Origin of the sequence: Azotobacter vinelandii CA (assembly GCF_000380335.1) — a bacterium.
Taxonomy (GTDB): domain Bacteria; phylum Pseudomonadota; class Gammaproteobacteria; order Pseudomonadales; family Pseudomonadaceae; genus Azotobacter; species Azotobacter vinelandii.
In genome coordinates this window covers 101,490-118,513 of record NC_021149.1, presented here as the reverse complement: position 1 = coordinate 118,513, position 17,024 = coordinate 101,490, and the positions used below count along the sequence as shown (strand labels likewise).

Annotated in this window: 13 protein-coding genes and 1 pseudogene; 8 read left to right on the top strand and 6 right to left on the bottom strand. The window is 67.1% G+C overall.

Features of this window, described 5'->3' with window-relative positions; translation table 11 throughout:
• Positions 1 to 106 precede the first annotated feature (106 nt).
• Together AVCA_RS00555 and AVCA_RS00550 are read left to right on the top strand one after the other, a co-directional pair.
• Positions 107 to 1,174 (top strand): aminopeptidase, encoded by a 1,068-nt coding sequence (locus AVCA_RS00555; RefSeq protein ID WP_012698810.1) that lies wholly within the window; start codon positions 107 to 109, stop codon positions 1,172 to 1,174.
• Positions 1,171 to 1,398: pseudogene (locus tag AVCA_RS00550) on the top strand (DUF1161 domain-containing protein); the annotation flags it as partial. The gene AVCA_RS00555 and the pseudogene AVCA_RS00550, both read left to right, overlap by 4 nt.
• A gap of 348 nt (positions 1,399 to 1,746) precedes the next feature.
• On the opposite strand, the gene AVCA_RS00545 reads toward AVCA_RS00550, so the two are convergent.
• The 4 genes from AVCA_RS00545 to AVCA_RS00530 form a co-directional block, all read right to left on the bottom strand.
• Positions 1,747 to 2,325, bottom strand: coding sequence for a gamma carbonic anhydrase family protein (locus AVCA_RS00545; RefSeq protein ID WP_012698808.1), 579 nt, complete (start codon positions 2,323 to 2,325; stop codon positions 1,747 to 1,749).
• A gap of 122 nt (positions 2,326 to 2,447) precedes the next feature.
• On the bottom strand, positions 2,448 to 4,829 hold the full coding sequence (locus AVCA_RS00540; protein ID WP_012698807.1) for a TonB-dependent siderophore receptor: 2,382 nt from the start codon (positions 4,827 to 4,829) through the stop codon (positions 2,448 to 2,450).
• A gap of 121 nt (positions 4,830 to 4,950) precedes the next feature.
• Positions 4,951 to 5,892 carry a FecR domain-containing protein gene (locus AVCA_RS00535; RefSeq protein ID WP_012698806.1) on the bottom strand — a complete coding sequence of 314 codons (942 nt, stop codon included), beginning with the start codon at positions 5,890 to 5,892 and terminating at the stop codon, positions 4,951 to 4,953.
• Between the two features lie 25 nt (positions 5,893 to 5,917).
• Positions 5,918 to 6,448 carry a sigma-70 family RNA polymerase sigma factor gene (locus AVCA_RS00530; protein WP_012698805.1) on the bottom strand — a complete coding sequence of 177 codons (531 nt, stop codon included), beginning with the start codon at positions 6,446 to 6,448 and terminating at the stop codon, positions 5,918 to 5,920.
• Positions 6,449 to 6,657: 209 nt separating this feature from the next.
• Here AVCA_RS00530 and prlC point away from each other — a divergent pair, with 209 nt between their 5' ends.
• Both prlC and AVCA_RS00520 read left to right on the top strand, forming a co-directional pair.
• Positions 6,658 to 8,703: an oligopeptidase A gene (gene prlC, locus AVCA_RS00525; protein WP_012698804.1), complete on the top strand. Its 2,046-nt coding sequence runs from the start codon at positions 6,658 to 6,660 to the stop codon at positions 8,701 to 8,703.
• A 9-nt stretch (positions 8,704 to 8,712) separates the two neighbouring features.
• A complete protein-coding gene (locus AVCA_RS00520) occupies positions 8,713 to 8,988 on the top strand; it encodes a YheV family putative zinc ribbon protein (RefSeq protein WP_012698803.1) in 276 nt (91 codons plus the stop codon).
• A 45-nt stretch (positions 8,989 to 9,033) separates the two neighbouring features.
• Here AVCA_RS00520 and AVCA_RS00515 read toward each other — a convergent pair whose 3' ends face one another.
• Entirely contained in the window at positions 9,034 to 9,363 is a 330-nt protein-coding gene (locus tag AVCA_RS00515; protein WP_012698802.1) for a hypothetical protein, read from the bottom strand.
• Between the two features lie 659 nt (positions 9,364 to 10,022).
• Here AVCA_RS00515 and AVCA_RS00510 point away from each other — a divergent pair.
• Positions 10,023 to 10,769: a carbonic anhydrase gene (locus AVCA_RS00510; RefSeq protein WP_012698801.1), complete on the top strand. Its 747-nt coding sequence runs from the start codon at positions 10,023 to 10,025 to the stop codon at positions 10,767 to 10,769.
• Positions 10,770 to 10,898: 129 nt separating this feature from the next.
• Positions 10,899 to 12,440, top strand: coding sequence for a SulP family inorganic anion transporter (locus AVCA_RS00505; RefSeq protein ID WP_175555945.1), 1,542 nt, complete (start codon positions 10,899 to 10,901; stop codon positions 12,438 to 12,440).
• Between the two features lie 63 nt (positions 12,441 to 12,503).
• Here the strand turns inward: AVCA_RS00505 and AVCA_RS00500 are convergent, their stop codons facing one another.
• Entirely contained in the window at positions 12,504 to 13,154 is a 651-nt protein-coding gene (locus AVCA_RS00500) for a hypothetical protein (protein WP_012698799.1), read from the bottom strand.
• A 1,104-nt stretch (positions 13,155 to 14,258) separates the two neighbouring features.
• On the opposite strand from AVCA_RS00500, the gene coxB reads away from it, so the two are divergent.
• Together coxB and ctaD are read left to right on the top strand one after the other, a co-directional pair.
• Positions 14,259 to 15,416 carry a cytochrome c oxidase subunit II gene (gene coxB / locus AVCA_RS00495; RefSeq protein ID WP_012698797.1) on the top strand — a complete coding sequence of 386 codons (1,158 nt, stop codon included), beginning with the start codon at positions 14,259 to 14,261 and terminating at the stop codon, positions 15,414 to 15,416.
• Positions 15,417 to 15,431: 15 nt separating this feature from the next.
• A complete protein-coding gene (gene ctaD, locus AVCA_RS00490; RefSeq protein WP_012698796.1) occupies positions 15,432 to 17,024 on the top strand; it encodes a cytochrome c oxidase subunit I in 1,593 nt (530 codons plus the stop codon).

The following is a 17,024-nucleotide window of genomic DNA, read 5'->3' as shown; positions in this document are numbered from 1 at the left end:
CTGATGCACGGGCGAGCGATACGCTCGCCTCTATTTCCTTAAAAACGCCTTGCAGGGCCACCGGGTTCGCCGGATGAATGTTCGCAGATCACGAGACAACCTTATCGTGCGAGGGGTTCCCTTGTTGCTAGCCGTCTGTCTGAACGGCTGTTCCAGTCTCGCCTACTACGGTCACCTGGCCGGCGGACAGCTCGACCTGTTGCGCCGGCGCGAACCGCTCGCCACGGTGATCGCCGATCCGGCCCGCGACCCCGTGCTGCGCCAGCGTCTGACCCAGGCCCAGGCGGCCCGCCGCTTCGCCAGCGCCCGGCTCGACCTGCCGGACAACGCCAGCTATCGCCTCTACGCCGACCTGGGCCGCCCCTACGTGGTGTGGAATCTCTTCGCGACCGGGGAGTTCTCCGTGGAGCCACTCGCGCACTGCTTTCCGATCGCCGGCTGCGTCGCCTACCGCGGCTTCTACCAGCTCGGCCGGGCGCGCGGGGCGGCAGCGCTGCTGAAGCGGCAGGGCCTGGACACCTTCGTCGGCGGCGTCGAGGCCTACTCCACCCTCGGCTGGTTCGCCGACCCGATCCTCGCCGGCATGCTGCGCCACGACGACGACACCCTGGCCGCGCTGATCTTCCACGAGTTGGCGCACCAGCGCCTCTACCTGCCGAACGACACCGCCTTCAACGAATCCTTCGCCAGCTTCGTCGAGCGCGAGGGCCTGCGCCAATGGCGCGCCAGCCGCGGCCTGGCGCCGCCGGACGAACGCCGCGCCCGGCGCGGCGAGCAGTTCACCCGCCTGGTGCTGGACAGCCGCGAACGCCTGCGGAAACTCTATGCCAGCGGCCTGCCGGCGGAGGAGATGCGCCAGCGCAAGGCGGCCGAATTCGAACTGCTGCGCCAGCGCTACCGGACGCTGCGCGACGGCGAATGGCAGGGCGACCGGCGCTACGACGCCTGGGTCGAGGGACCGCTGGACAACGCCAAACTGCTGCCGTTCGGCCTGTACGATGGTTGGCTGCCAGCCTTCGCCGAAATATTCCGCCGCGCCGGCCAGGATTGGCCGCGCTTCTACCGACAAGCCGAACGCCTGGCACGGCTGCCCGCCGCCGCGCGCCAGAAACGCCTGGCCGAACTGCAGGCAGGCGCGCCATCCAGCCTCGCCATACAGGAGGAAACCCCATGAACCGAAGCTGTCTCGTCCTCTCCCTGTGCCTGTTGAGCACCCCGCTGCTGGCGGCGATCAAGCCCTGCGAGGAACTCAAGGAAGAGATCGAAGTGAAGATCCAGGCCGCCGGCGTGACTTCCTACACTCTGGAGATAGTGCCCAACGCGGAAGTGACCGACCGCAACCTGGTGGTCGGCAGTTGCGACGGCGGCACCAGGAAGATCATCTACCAGCGCAACGACGGCGGCAGTCGGCGCGGCGAACCATCCCCGACTCCCGCACCGGCGCCCGAGGAGGCTCCGCTCACGGACTGAGCGGGCGCTCTCCGGCCGTCGCAGGGATGTGCAGGCGAATAAAAAACGGCGAGAGGATCGCTCTCGCCGTTCTTCGCGGAATACTGCCTTTCTTCCGTTGAGTCATCGTCCTGATGGGATCGCTCTCCTGCGAAGTCCTTGGCCGCCATCCTGGTCAGCCGGTACCGATCCGTCGGCACAGGGGCGATATTAAGGAGCCCTCCGGCGACCGGTAAGTGGACAAGTCCCCGAATCCATGTAAGCCATGACCTACACGCACCGCCCGGCTGGGGAAACTCAGTCTTCGTGATCGGCCAGCAGGTGCGGCTCCTTCAGCGGCAGGTAGTGCTCGGCCAGGTGCTGGTCCTTCAGGCGCACGTAGTTGTCGGCGCTGTAGCGGAAGAAGCCGCGCTCCTTGTCGTTCAGCGGGCGCACCTGCTTCACCGGGCTGCCGACGTACAGGAAGCCGCTTTCCAGCGTCTTGCCCGGCGGCACCAGGCTGCCGGCGCCGACGATCACCTCGTCCTCGACCACCGCGCCGTCCAACACGATGGCGCCCATGCCGACCAGCACACGGTTGCCGATGCGGCAGCCGTGCAGGGTCACCTTGTGGCCGACGGTGACCTCGTCGCCGATCTCCAGCGGGTGGCCTTCCGCGTTGAACGGCCCGGCATGGGTGACGTGCAGCACGCTGCCGTCCTGGATGCTGGTGCGCGCGCCGATGCGGATGCGGTGCACGTCGCCGCGGATCGCCACCTGCGGCCAGATCGAGCTGTCGTCGCCGATCGCCACGTTACCGAGGACCACGGAAGCGGGGTCGACGAAGACCCGCTCGCCCAGTATCGGGGTGATGCCCTGGAAGGTTCTGATGGTCATGCCGAAGACTCCATGTGGGGATTGCCTATCGTCCCGAAGAGTCCCGAGCGGTGCAAGGCGCCCGATCGCGGCCGACGGCTGAAACCGTTTCCATCCCGAGGCGGCCGAAAAAGAGCCAAGACTCAGAAATCCACGCTCGCCGACAGCGTCGCGGTGCGCACCGCGCCCCAGGACACCCGGTTGCTGGTTTCGCCGCTGGAAATGAAGTACCGCTTGTTGGTCAGGTTGTCGACGTTCAACTGCACCTGGGCCTTCTTGCCGATCACATCGGGCAGCGACCAGGTGGCGAAGGCGTCGTAGGTGGTATAGCCGGACAGCTCGAAGCTGTTCGCCAGGTCGCCCTCCCGCGAGCCGACGTAGCGGGCGCCGCCGCCGATCCGCAGGCTGCCGGGCAGGACGCTCTGCGGCAGGTCGTAGGAGAGGAACAGCCCGGCGACGTTGTGGGCGACGTTGACCAGTTCGTTGTCTTCGGTGGCCTCCGTGTCCTTGAGCACCTTGGTATCGGTGTAGGCGTAGTTGGCGATGACGTTCCAGCGCTCGCCCAACTGCCCGTTGAGGCTGGCCTCCAGGCCACGCGAGCGGGCCTCCCCCACCGCCCGGGTGAACCGCTCGCCGCCGACGGTCTCGGTGGTCTGGATGTTCTCCTTGCGGATATCGAACAGGGCGACCAGTCCCGACAGCCAGCCGTTGTCGTAGCGGAAACCGATTTCGTACTGGCGGCCCTCCTCCGGGTCGCTGCCGCCATCCACGCCGGTGCCGGCCTCGACGATGTTCGGCTTGTAGGATTCGCTGTAGTTGGCGTACAGGGAAAACTCATCGTTCACCTTGTAGACCAGGCCGGCGAAGGGCAGGTTCTTGATCTTGTTCACATTGGTGCCGATCTGGTAAGGGATGCCCTGCCCGTCCCGCTGGCGGAACCTTTGATGGCGCAGGCCGAGAGACAATATCCAGTGCTCGCCGATGTGGATGTTGTCCTTGGCGTATACCGACAGCATGCGCACCCGCGAGCGCTGCTGGCTGTTGCCGAGATTGACGATCTCGGTCCGCTCCAGATCGCCGTAGTGCGGCGACTCCGGGTCGAAGCCCCAGGTGTTGGGACCTTGATGGAAGAAGCCGTTCGACTCGTCGTGGCGCTCGTGGTCGGCGCCGAGGGTCAACTCGTGGCGCATGCCGCCAAGCTCCAGTTCGTTGAGCCAGTCCAGGGCGGCGTAGTTGCGGCTGCGCTCGATATCCGGGTTGCTGCGAAAGCGTCGGCGCAGTTCCCCGGTTTCCGGGTTGTAGGCGTTCGGATCGGCCTGGAAGTCGCTGGAGTCGTCCTGGTTCCAGCCGTAGTTGAAGCGCAGGCGCGAGGTCGGCGAGAAACGGTACTCCAGGGCCAGGCTGGCGTACTGGCGATGGCCCTCGATCCGCGTCCAGTGCTCGTCGAGCCGATGATCGCGATCGCCGACCGCGTGGCCGTCGTAGAGGAAGGCGCCACGATCGAGAACCGAGGAATAGTCGGAATACTCGTAGGACAGGGTGGCCGAGAAGGCCTCGCTCTCGAAGGCCAGCGACGGCGCGACCACCTTGTCGCGGTTGACGCCGAAGTTGCGCCAGTAGTCCTCGTCCTTGTGCTGGCCGATCAGGCGGAAGGCGAAACCGCTCCCACCCAGGGGGCCGGATACATCGAAATAACCGCTGCCGCCGCCTTCGCTGCTGAGCTGTCCGCCCAGGGTGCCGCGCCACTGGTAGGTGGGTTTCTTGCTGATGACGTTGATCACCCCGCCGGGCTCCTGCATGCCGTAGAGCAGGGAAGCCGGCCCCTTGAGCACCTCGACCCGCTCGGTGGTGATGCTGTTGAAGTTGCGCCCGCGGGCGGTGCGGATGCCGTCGCGCAACACCCCGCCGTCGACCCCGTTGCCGAAGCCGCGCTTGACCAGGGAATCCTGGGTGCCGCCGAAGCTGTTGCCGACCGTGATGCCGGGGACGAACTTGACGGTTTCCTCCAGATCGCTCACCGCGAAGTCGTCCAGCACCTGCCGGGTGACGCTGTAGGCGGTCTGCGACTGCTCCAGGAACGGCGTCTCGAACTTGTCGCCGATGGCGCTCGTCGATGCCCGGTAGGTCCGCTCCTCGGCGACCTCGTTGACGCTGATCGCATCCAGCGCCATGCCAGCGCCGCCATCCGCCAGGACCCGCACCTCGTAGCCGCCGGTCCGGGTCGGCACGGCCTGCAATCCGCTGCCTTCGAGCAGGATGTTCAGCGCCTGCTCGATTTCATACGTGCCGTCGAGCGGCTGGCTCCGCTTGCCGGCGGTGAGGGCAGCGTCGCCCGCCACATGGATGCCGGCCTGGGCGGCGAACCGGTTGAGCCGCTCGGCCAGCGGACCGGCGGGAATCTCGTAATACCGCAGTTCGGCGGCCGACGCGGCGGCGCCGTACAGCAGGGCGGGCACGCCGGACAGGACGAAGGGAACGGCCAGCGTCAATGGGATGCGAAAACGGCGGGTTTGGCGTGGTGGCATGGGAAATCCTCTACTGCAATCGGCCGGCGAAAAGCCGGTGTCACCAACCAAATCGGATGAGCGAGAAAAACAGGAAGCAAAACGAGAATTTTTTACATCCGCCTTCGAGGCATCGGCCGATTCAGCGACGGGCTTCGATGCTCGTCCACCAGGGCAGCGGACGCTGGACGACGATCGGCAGGGCGCCCTCCAGCATGCCCAGGATCCGCTCGCTGTCATGCAACGGGTAGGTGCCCATGACGCGCAACCCGGCGACTTCCGGGGCGACGCCCAGGTAGCCGCGATGATGGCCGGACAACTCCTCGACGAACTCCGCCAGGGACATGTCGTCGACCAGCAGAAGCCCCCTGCTCCAGGCCTGGCGGGCCTGAGCGGCGGGCTCCGGGTCGCCGATGGCCCGCCGGTCGAAGCGCAGTTGCTCCCCGGCCCGGACGATGCGCGCGGCGCCGCTGCCGGCGGTGCGGACTTCCACCGCGCCCTCGAAGACCGCCAGCCGGGTGTGCCCGTCCTGCTGGGTCACGCTGAAGCGCGTCCCCAGGGCCCGCAGGCGCCCTTCGGCGGTGTCGACGACGAAAGGCCTGTCCTCGAAGGCGGTGTCGATCAGCACCTCCCCGGCGAGCAGGTGGAGCCGGCGCAGCCGGGGCTGGTAATCGCTGTCCAGGGCGCTGGCAGCGTTGAGCCAGATGCGCGTGCCGTCGGCAAGCAGGAAATCGCGCACCTCCCCGGTCGCCGTGCGGTAGTCGGCGCACCAGGCCGCGACCAGGCCGGCCAGGTGCGTGTCGCGCCAGCCGAACCAGCCGAGCAGGGCGCCGCCCGACAGCACGCCCAGGGTACGCAGCGCCTGACGGCGGGACAGCTCCGTGCGCCGCGCCGCGCGCAGGGTGCGCACGGCCGTGTCGCCGTCCTCCTGCAGCGCCGCGAAGCGCCGGCCGACGCGCTCCACATAGCGCCAGGCCTGGCGATGCGCCTCGCTTTGCCCGTGCCAGCGCCGCCAGGCCGCGCCGATGGCGGCGTCGTGCGGATCGGCGCTCAGCCGGGCGTACCAGTCGGCGGCCTGCCGCAAGGCGGCGTGGTCGGGCCTGCCGGTCTCAGACGAGGGCTTCATCGAGTTCGGCCTCGAGCAGCAGGCACTGGTACATCGCCTGGGCCATGTACTTGGTCACGGTCCGTTCGGACACCCCCAGGCGTTCGCCGATGGCCTTGTAGCCCAGTCCCTGGAGCTGGGCCAGGAGGAAGGCCTCGGCGACCCGCTCCGGCAGGCGGGAGAGCATCGCGTGCACCTGCTGCAGGGCCTCCAGCACTATTGCCCGGTACTCTTCCGAAGGCGCGAAGGTTTCGGGACGACTGGCCAGGACCTCCAGCCAGGCCTGCTCGACCTGCCGGCGCCGCCAGAAATCCACGCAGACATGATGGGACATACCGTGCAGATAGGCGCGCGCATGGCCGTCGCTGTCGAACCGGCGCGGCCTAGCCAGCAACCGCAGGAACACCTCGTGGGCCAGGTCGGCGGCGTCGCAGGCGTTGCCCAGTTTCCGGTGCAGCCAGGCGCGTATCCAGCCATGGTGCTCGGCATAGTAGTCCGCTACCTGTTGCGGATAGGAAGTATCGGGGGTCGACATGGGCGATCACCGTCCGCAGCTGCCAGACATAAATAAGACGAATTCTCATCTTAAGCCGAGCGATGCTTAGCAAGCAATGTATCTGGGTATTCGCCGACGTATGGCCGGTATCGCGCGCCCTCCGATGCGCCGACAGTAGTATCCGTGCTGCGTTGTCGGGAATTTCTCATTAACATGAACGGGTATCTCTCGACTCAGGGTCAACTGCCGTGACTGCCAGCAATCCCCTCCTGCAAGCTTTCGACCTGCCGCCCTATTCCGCCATCCGTCCGGAACACGTCGAGCCGGCCATCGACCGGATCCTCGCCGACAACCGCGCCGCCATCGCGCAGACCCTCGCCGATCAGGCCGACACGCCGAGCTGGGACGGCCTGGTGCTGGCGCTCGACGAACTGGGCGAACGCCTCGGCCGGGCCTGGAGTCCGGTCAGCCATCTCAATGCGGTGTGCAACAGCCCCGAGCTGCGCGCCGCCTACGAGGCCTGCCTGCCCAAGCTGTCCGCCTACTGGACCGAGATGGGCCAGAACCGCGCCCTCTGCGACGCCTACAAGGCCCTGGCCGCCAGCCCCGCGACCGCCGGCTTCGACGTGGCGCAGAAGACCGTCCTCGAACACACCCTGCGCGACTTCCACCTGTCCGGCATCGATCTGCCGGAGGAGCAGCAGAAGCGCTACGGCGAGATCCAGATGCGTCTGTCCGAGCTGACCAGCCGCTTCTCCAACCAGTTGCTCGACGCCACCCAGGCCTGGACCAAGCACGTCACCGACGAGTCCGCGCTGGCCGGCCTGACCGACTCGGCCAGGGCGCAGATGGCCCAGGCCGCCCAGGCCAAGGGGCTCGACGGCTGGCTGATCAGCCTGGAGTTCCCCAGCTACTACGCGGTGATGACCTACGCCGACGACCGCGCCCTGCGCGAGGAGCTCTACGCCGCCTACTGCACCCGCGCCTCCGACCAGGGGCCGAACGCCGGGCAATTCGACAACGGCCCACTGATGGAGCAGATCCTCGACCTGCGCCGCGAACTGGCCCGGTTGCTCGGCTACCCGAACTACGCCGAACTGTCGCTGGCGACCAAGATGGCCGACTCCGGCGAGCAGGTGCTCGGTTTCCTGCGCGATCTGGCCGCGCGCAGCCGGCCGTTCGCCGAGAAGGACCTGGCCGAGCTGCGCGCCTTCGCCGCCGAACAGGGCTGCGGCGATCTGCAGAGCTGGGACGTGGGCTACTACAGCGAGAAGCTGCGCCAGGCCCGCTACAGCATTTCCCAGGAGCAGTTGCGCGCCTACTTCCCGATCGACAAGGTGCTCGGCGGCCTGTTCGCCATGGTCCAGCGCCTCTACGGCATCGAGATCCGCGAGCTTGCGGATTTCGATAGCTGGCACCCGGACGTGCGCCTGTTCGAGATTCGCGAGAACGGCGAGCACGTCGGGCGCTTCTTCTTCGACCTCTACGCGCGGGCCAACAAGCGCGGCGGCGCCTGGATGGACGGCGCCCGCGACAAGCGCCGCAACACCGCCGGCGAGCTGGTCAGCCCGGTGGCCAACCTGGTGTGCAATTTCACCCCGGCGGTGGGCGGCAAGCCGGCGCTGCTCACCCACGACGAAGTCACCACCCTGTTCCACGAGTTCGGCCACGGCCTGCACCACCTGCTGACGCGCATCGAGCACGCCGGCGCCTCCGGCATCAGCGGGGTGCCCTGGGACGCGGTCGAGCTGCCCAGCCAGTTCATGGAGAACTGGTGCTGGGAGCCGGAAGGCCTGGCGCTGATCTCCGGCCACTACCAGACCGGCGAGCCCCTGCCCCAGGACCTGCTGGAGAAGATGCTGGCGGCGAAGAACTTCCAGTCCGGCATGATGATGGCGCGCCAACTGGAGTTCTCGCTGTTCGACTTCGAGCTGCACGTCCACCATGGCGACGGGCGCGGCGTGCTCGAGGTGCTCAAGGGCATCCGCGACGAGGTTTCGGTGATGCAGCCGCCGGCCTACAACCGCTTCCCCAACAGCTTCTCGCACATCTTCGCCGGCGGCTACGCGGCCGGCTACTACAGCTACAAGTGGGCGGAAGTGCTCTCCGCCGACGCCTTCTCCCGCTTCGAGGAGGACGGCGTGTTCAACCCCGTCACCGGCCAGGCCTTCCGCGAGGCGATCCTGGCCCGTGGCGGCTCGCAGGACCCCATGGTGCTGTTCGTCGACTTCCGCGGCCGCGAGCCGTCCATCGACGCCCTGCTCCGTCACCTTGGCCTGAGCGCGGCGGCCTGAGAGGCAAGCATGAATCAACCGAAGAAACAATTCATCGCCGGCGCCGTGTGCCCGGCCTGCGAAAGCATGGACACCGTGCGCATGTGGGACGTCGACGGCGTGCCGCACCGCGAGTGCGTCTCCTGCTCCTTCGCCGACATCCTCAACGCCGAGGGCCTGTCGGTGCCTCTCGAACTGGGCACCCGGGTGAACAAGGTCGAGGCGGCCCCGGCCGCCCCAGGCCCCGCCGCGCCCAAGGTGCACACCGCGCAGTTCTTTCCCAATCCGAAGTTGAAGAAGCCGTAGGTCCGGATACGCAGCACCCCCTGGCCCCCAGGGGGCGCTCTGCCGTCACGGCAGGCCCCCTCGGATTCGCTGCACCTCGAACGCACGACAGCCCCAGGCCGGCAGGTCGAGGTAGAGACCGCGGGCGGCGAGGTCGGTGCCGTCGCGTTCGTAGCGCGCCGGGCCGAGCCGGTCGCGCAGGTACCAGTCGCGCCCGGCGAGATCGTCCCACGGCAACCTGACGAATCCCTGGCTCGGATGGTCGGCGTAGTTCACCGCGACCAGGCGCCGGCGTCCGCCCGGACCGCTCCAGGCGAAGGCGATCAGCGCATCGTGGCTACGATTGCCGGCCCAGGCGGGATCGGTATCGAGCAGTTGCCAGCGCCCCTCGTGCATGGCGGTATCCTGCAACGGGTAATACGATCAGCGTAGAAGGCGGCGAGCACGTCGTCCCGTTCCCGTCCGGGGTCCGACCCGCCGGGGCCGTGTCGATTCCGCTGCCGCGGGCCGACCGCCCCGGTCCGCGTATTTCGGCCGGCCAATCCTCCAGTCTTCCGTCCCGCCCGACGGGAAACGACTTCCCGGAAAAGTTCCCTGATGGGCAGTCGCTCGATAAATCTTTATGTAAGTAAATATTCGAGCGGCGGAAAGGGCGAACAGCGGCTTTTCCCATATGTAAAAAATTGTAAGCCGCCACCTGTTCGTCGGCCGGGGCGCGAGTCCTGCCGCACACCCGAGCTGCGCCCTGGAAGACAGGCACGGCGCGGGATATGGCTCTGCGACATCGATGCCGCAGAGTGCCTGCCGGAACAATCGGCAGGGACGAACTCCGTTGCATTCGGTTTCATTTAAGTTGTGTAGCCGGCTATTCAGTTTCCCTTAAGTTATGGGCGCCGCGCATTCAGCTTTATTTAAGTTGGCTGACGCAGGCTGATTTTCATCGAGGGCACCCGAGTGCCCCACGTCCACCTGTGCCGAAGTCATCGTCTCGACTCGTCATAAACGGGGACGACCATCGAGCCTTGCCACTTTCCGCTACCCAGGGAGGTTATGCCATGAACAATGTCATCTCGAAACAGGGCCCCTCGCAGGGAACGACCGAGGCCCGCACCGAGTCCGAAAACGCCGAGGTGGCGCTGAAGAACATCGTCGATGGCTTCCATCGCTTCCGCACCGAGGTCTTTCCGCAGCAGAAGGAGTTCTACCGCTCCCTCGCCAGCGCCCAGCGGCCGCGGGCCATGTTCATCACCTGCGCCGATTCGCGCATCGTTCCCGAACTGATCACCCAGAGCGCGCCGGGCGACCTGTTCGTCAGCCGCAACGTGGGTAACGTGGTACCGCCCTACGGGCAGATCAACGGCGGCGTGTCCACCGCCATCGAATACGCGGTGGCGGCGCTCGGCGTGCACCACATAGTCGTCTGCGGCCATTCCGACTGCGGCGCCATGAAGGCGGTGCTGGACCCGCCGACCCTGGAGAGCATGCCCACCGTCAAGGCCTGGCTGCGCCACGCCGAGGTGGCCAAGACCGTGGTGCTGGAGAACCGCTGCAGTTGCAACGGCCGCGACACCCTCGAAGTGCTCACCGAAGAGAACGTGGTCGCCCAGCTCGACCACCTGCGCACCCATCCCTCGGTGGCGGCGCGCCTGGCCAGCGGCCAGTTGTTCATCCATGGCTGGGTCTATTCCATCGAGACCGCCGAGATCAAGGCCTACGACGCCGAGCAGGGCTGTTTCCGCCCCCTCGACAGCGAAGGCTCGATTCCCGTAGCCACGCCGCGCCCGCGTTTCCACCAAGGCTAGCGGCACCGGCGGTCCAGCAGGCCGATCCCTGTGATCGGCCTTGTTTTTACTTCGTCCGACGCCCCGCTGCGGAGCCATTCCCCGCAGCGCGGGCGGCTCGTGTTCGACTCGCACACGGAAGAAACCTCCATGAACCTCGAAACCCTGAAATCCACCCTGCCACGGGACGCCATGGCCTCCGTGGTGGTCTTTCTCGTCGCCCTGCCACTGTGCATGGGCGTCGCCATCGCCTCCGGCATGCCGCCGGCCAAGGGTCTGATCACCGGCATCATCGGCGGGCTGGTGGTCGGCTGGCTGGCCGGCGCGCCGCTGCAGGTCAGCGGCCCGGCGGCGGGCCTCGCCGTGCTGGTCTTCGAACTGGTGCGCCAGCACGGCATCGCCATGCTCGGGCCGATCCTGCTGCTCGCCGGCCTGATCCAACTGCTCGCCGGACGCCTGCGCCTGGGCTGCTGGTTCCGCGTCACCGCGCCGGCGGTGGTCTACGGCATGCTGGCGGGGATCGGCATCCTGATCATCCTGTCGCAGTTACACGTGATGCTCGACGCTTCGCCGCAGGCTTCCGGCCTGACCAACCTGCAGGCCTTCCCGGCGGCGCTGCTCGACGCCCTGCCGTTCGGCGAAGGCAGCGGCTGGAGCGCCGGGCTGCTCGGTCTCCTGACCATCGGCACCATGTGGCTGTGGGACAAGCGCAAGCCGGCCAGACTGCGTTTCCTGCCCGGCGCGCTGCTCGGCGTGAGCCTGGCGACCCTGGTCAGCCTGGTCTTCTCGATGGACGTGCACCGGGTCGAGGTGCCGGCCAACCTGGGCGATGCCATCGACTGGGTACAGCCGGCCGACCTGTTGCGCCTGCTGACCGAGCCCAGCCTGCTGATCGCGGCGCTGACCCTGGCCTTCATCGCCAGCGCCGAGACCCTGCTGTCGGCCGCCGCGGTGGACCGCATGCACCAGGGCCCGCGCGCCGACTTCGATCGCGAGCTGACTTCCCAAGGCATCGGCAACATGCTCTGCGGCCTGCTCGGCGCCCTGCCGATGACCGGGGTGATCGTGCGCAGCTCGGCCAACGTGCAGGCCGGCGCCGTCACCCGCCTGTCCGCCGTCCTCCACGGCCTCTGGTTGCTGGCTTTCGTCCTGCTGCTGACCGCGGTGCTGCAGAGCATTCCGGTGGCCAGCCTGGCCGGGGTGCTGGTCTACACCGGGGTCAAGCTGGTCGACCTCAAGGCCCTGCGCGGCCTGGGCCGCTACGGCCGCATGCCGATGTTCGTCTACGCCGCCACGGCCCTGGCGATCGTCTGCACCGACCTGCTGACCGGGGTGATGATCGGCTTCGCCCTGACCCTGGCCAAGCTCGCCTGGCGCGCCTCGCGGCTGAAGATCAGCCTGGTCTACGACGAGGACGGACGCACCGCGGAGCTGCGCATGGTCGGCTCGGCGACCTTCCTCAAGGTGCCTGAACTGTCCCGCGTGCTGGCCACGGTGCGTCCCGGTACCCAGTTGCACGTACCGCTGGATCACCTGAACTACATCGACCACGCCTGCATGGAGCTGCTCGACGAGTGGAGCGCCGCCAGCGCGGCCAACGGCTCCGAGCTGGTGCTCGAGCCCCGCGCGGTGAAACGCCGCCTGGAAGGCCGGCTGCGCACCACGGTGGGCATCGGCGGCGCGACCGCCTGAGGCGCGGGACCAAGTACGGATGCGACCCGCCGGCCCCTTGCCGCGTGGCGGGTCGCATCCGCCCTAGCCGGCCGCCCGGCTCAGTTGCAACTCCACCCCGAACTGCCGCGACAGGCAGGGCCAGGCCAGCCAGGCGGCGACGGTCTTCGGATTGCTCAGGCGGGCGCGGTGGGAATCCAGGGACGCCTGCTCGAACAGGGTATCGCCGAGCAGGCCGTTCACCGCCAGGTGCACGGCCTCGTCCAGGCGATTGGCGAACTCCTCGCCGATCAGCCGGTGGGCGATCAGGTTGGCTACCGTGGTGTCCAGGGGGATCAGCGGCTGACCGATGCAGGCGATGTAGCGGTCGTTCACCTCCTCGACCAGACGATGCGCCAGGTAGGCCTCGTCGAGCAGGCCGGCGAGGCCTTCCTGCCCCTCCAGCACCTGGGGCGGACTGAGGAAGAAGTGCGCGGCCACCTTCAGCACCGGCTCGACCTGCGCTTCGATACCGGCTCCGCAGGCGACCGCGTGGGCCGCCTCGAGCAGTTCCGGCACCTGCTCCAGATATCCATCGACAAACTTCGTCAGCACCCCCAGCGCATCCTCCTCGGGCAGGCAGATGGCGGGGTGCAGGTACTGCATCCGGCTTTCCAACTGACGAGCGAGCGTGCCATGGCGGGATTCGTGCTGGCGTGCACACTCGATCAGTTGGCGCAAGGCTGGAATATTCAAAGGCGGTACTCCTCGGGTTCCTGTGAAAAGGCAGCCTCCCTGGCCAGTGGACAGACTTGCCTAGCTTAGACGCCCGTACAGCATGTCGCTATCGCCTCGCCCCGGGCTGCGGGGCAATCGCATGAAATGCCCGCCCGACCGGCCTGGAAAGATTATGTGAGCCTTGGCATGGCTGCTTGCCGAGGGGCCGGACAGTCCCTGTTTCGGCCCCCCGGCCGAGTCACTTTTTCTTGTTTTGGCCAAGAAAAAGTAACCAAAAAGAAGGCCACCCCCTCATCCGGCCCTGCGCTTCGCTCCGGGTTCCCTCCCTGCGTCGTCGCTCCAGGGCACGGCCCGCAGGGCCATCCATGGCCCTCGGGCCTTTCGCCGCATCCCTGCGGCTCATCCCCTTGCGCGACGACTCCGCTCGGCCTCCTGAAGGGGGCATCCGGCGCGGCCTGACAGGTCGTGCCGCAAGCGCGAAAGCGCTTTCAGGCAACCCGGAGCCCGACTCCCGTTCAGGAGGCCGAGCGCAGGTGTCGCGTAGAGGGGCGAGCCGCAGGGAGGCGGCGAGAGTCGTACGAGGGGCATGGATGCCCCTTGTGCGACGACCCTCGGAGCGGCGCCGGAGCGAGGGAACCCCGGCGTAGCCGGGGCCGAATGATCGGGCGCGCTTTCTCTTTGGTCACTTTCTCTTTCGCGCGAGCAAAGAGAAAGTGACTCGGGCGGGGGCCCGAAACAGGGACTGTCCGGCCCCTCGGCAAGCAGCCGGTGCAGCGAAGCCGAAGACCACGCCGGAACGACCAGGCACATAATCTTTCCAGTCCGGTATCAGGCAAGCGCTTCATGCGATTGCCCTGCCCCGGGCCGCAAAAAACACCCCCCGTTGCGCCGCTGTCTATACTCGACTCGAAACACGCTTACCGGAGTAAGGCCCGACTGCACCGTGCAGGCCGGGGTTCTGCGGTAGCGGGTCGCGGGAAAGGGAAAGCCGGCACCGCTGGAAACGTGACGCAACCGTTTCCGCACGATCCGGTTCCGGCGGCCCGTCCAGGTCGAAAGGCCCGGCGACAGTGCCCTGCGTCGACGGTTTCGCCAGCGGGATAACGATAAGGGGAACCCGCAATGATGCGACATCCACGACTCTGGATGGGTCTTCTGTCGTGCTCGGCCCTGTCCCAGGCGCAGGCCGCCTGGGATGTGAACATGCGGCCGGGGGTCACGGAAGTCAGCCGTTCCGTCTTCGATCTGCACATGACCATCTTCTGGATCTGCGTGGCCATCGGCGTGCTGGTGTTCGGCGCGATGTTCTGGTCGATGTTCGCCCACCGCCGTTCGCGTCGCCCGCAGCCCGCCCACTTCCACGAGAACACCCGGGTCGAGGTGCTGTGGACGGTGATCCCGCTGTTGATCCTGATCGCCATGGCGGTGCCGGCGACCCGCACCCTGCTGCACATCTACGACCCGTCCGAGCCCGACCTGGACATCCAGGTCACCGGCTACCAGTGGAAGTGGCACTACAAGTACCTGGGCGAGGACGTGGAGTTCTTCAGCAACCTGGCCACCGACCGCAACGCCATCGGCAACCAGGCGCCGAAGAACGACCACTACCTGCTGGAGGTGGACGAACCGCTGGTGATCCCGGCCGGCGCCAAGGTGCGCTTCCTGGTCACCGCGGCGGACGTCATCCACTCCTGGTGGGTACCGGAACTGGCGGTGAAGAAGGACGCCATCCCCGGCTTCATCAACGAGACCTGGACCCGCGTCGCCGAGCCGGGCCTCTACCGCGGCCAGTGCACCGAACTGTGCGGCAAGGATCACGGCTTCATGCCGGTGGTGGTGGAGGTCAAGGCTCCGGCCGACTACGCCGCCTGGCTGGCCGGCAAAAAGGCCGCCGCCGCCGAGGCCACGGCGCAGGCCGGCAAGGCCTGGACCCTGGAGGAACTGGTCGCCCAGGGCGAGCGGGTCTACCGGACCGCCTGCGTCGCCTGCCACCAGCCGACCGGCGAGGGCCTGCCGCCGGCATTCCCGGCGCTCAAGGGTTCGAAGATCGCCACCGGACCGAAGGAAGGCCACATGAACATCGTCATCGACGGCAAGCCGGGCACTGCCATGGCCGCCTTCGGCAAGCAGCTCTCGGACGTCGACCTGGCGGCGGTGATCACCTACGAGCGCAACGCCTTCGGCAACGCGCTCGGCGACAGCGTCACCCCGCAGGACATCCACGCCTTCCGGCAGGCCCGGGAAACCGGCCAGGGCATGCAGCCCGCCCAACCCCAATAGAAAGGAGAGGCCACGATGAGCGCAGTGATCGAGCCGGGCCACACCGCCCATGACGAACACCCTCACGGCCCGGCCAGGGGCCCGATGCGCTGGGTGCTGACCACCAACCACAAGGACATCGGCACGATGTACCTGTGGTTCAGCTTCACCGCCTTCCTGCTCGGCGGCAGCATGGCCATGATCATCCGCACCGAGCTGTTCCAGCCGGGGCTGCAGATCGTCCAGCCGGAATTCTTCAACCAGATGACCACCATGCACGGCCTGATCATGGTCTTCGGCGCGGTGATGCCGGCCTTCGTCGGCCTGGCCAACTGGATGATCCCGCTGATGATCGGCGCGCCGGACATGGCCCTGCCGAGGATGAACAACTTCAGCTTCTGGCTGCTGCCGGCGGCCTTCGGCCTGTTGGTCAGCACTCTGTTCATGGAGGGCGGCGGGCCGAACTTCGGCTGGACCTTCTACGCGCCGCTGTCCACCACCTTCGCGCCGGAGAGCGTGACCTTCTTCATCTTCGCCATCCACCTGATGGGCATCAGCTCGATCATGGGCGCGATCAACGTGATCGCCACCGTGCTCAACCTGCGCGCGCCGGGCATGACCCTGATGAAGATGCCGCTGTTCTGCTGGACCTGGCTGATCACCGCCTTCCTGTTGATCGCGGTGATGCCGGTGCTGGCCGGGGTGGTGACCATGATGCTGATGGACATCCACTTCGGCACCAGCTTCTTCAATGCCGCCGGCGGCGGCGACCCGGTGCTGTTCCAGCACGTGTTCTGGTTCTTCGGTCACCCCGAGGTGTACATCATGATCCTGCCGGCCTTCGGCGCGGTCAGCTCGATCATCCCGACCTTCGCCCGCAAGCCGCTGTTCGGCTACACCTCGATGGTCTACGCCACCGGCGCCATCGCCTTCCTGTCCTTCATCGTCTGGGCCCACCACATGTTCACCGTGGGCATACCGGTGACCGGCGAGCTGTTCTTCATGTACGCCACCATGCTGATCGCCGTGCCCACCGGGGTGAAGGTGTTCAACTGGGTGTCGACCATGTGGCGCGGCTCGCTGACCTTCGAGGCGCCGATGCTGTTCGCCGTGGCCTTCGTCATCCTCTTCACCATCGGCGGCTTCTCCGGGCTGATGCTGTCCATCGCGCCGGCCGACTTCCAGTACCACGACACCTACTTCGTGGTCGCGCACTTCCACTACGTGCTGGTGCCCGGAGCGATCTTCGGCATCTTCGCCTCGACCTACTACTGGCTGCCCAAGTGGACCGGACACATGTACGACGAGCGCCTGGCCAGATGGCATTTCTGGCTGTCCTTCGTCGGCATGAACCTGGCCTTCTTCCCCATGCACTTCGTCGGCCTGGCCGGCATGCCACGGCGCATTCCCGACTACAACCTGCAGTTCGCCGACTTCAACATGGTGTCCAGCCTCGGCGCCTTCCTGTTCGGCGCCACCCAGTTGCTGTTCCTGTACATCGTCATCAAGTGCATCCGCGGCGGCGAGCCGGCCCCGGCCAAGCCTTGGGACGGCGCCCACGGCCTGGAGTGGTCGGTGCCCTCCCCCGCGCCCTACCACACCTTCGGTACGCCGCCGGAGGTGAAGTGA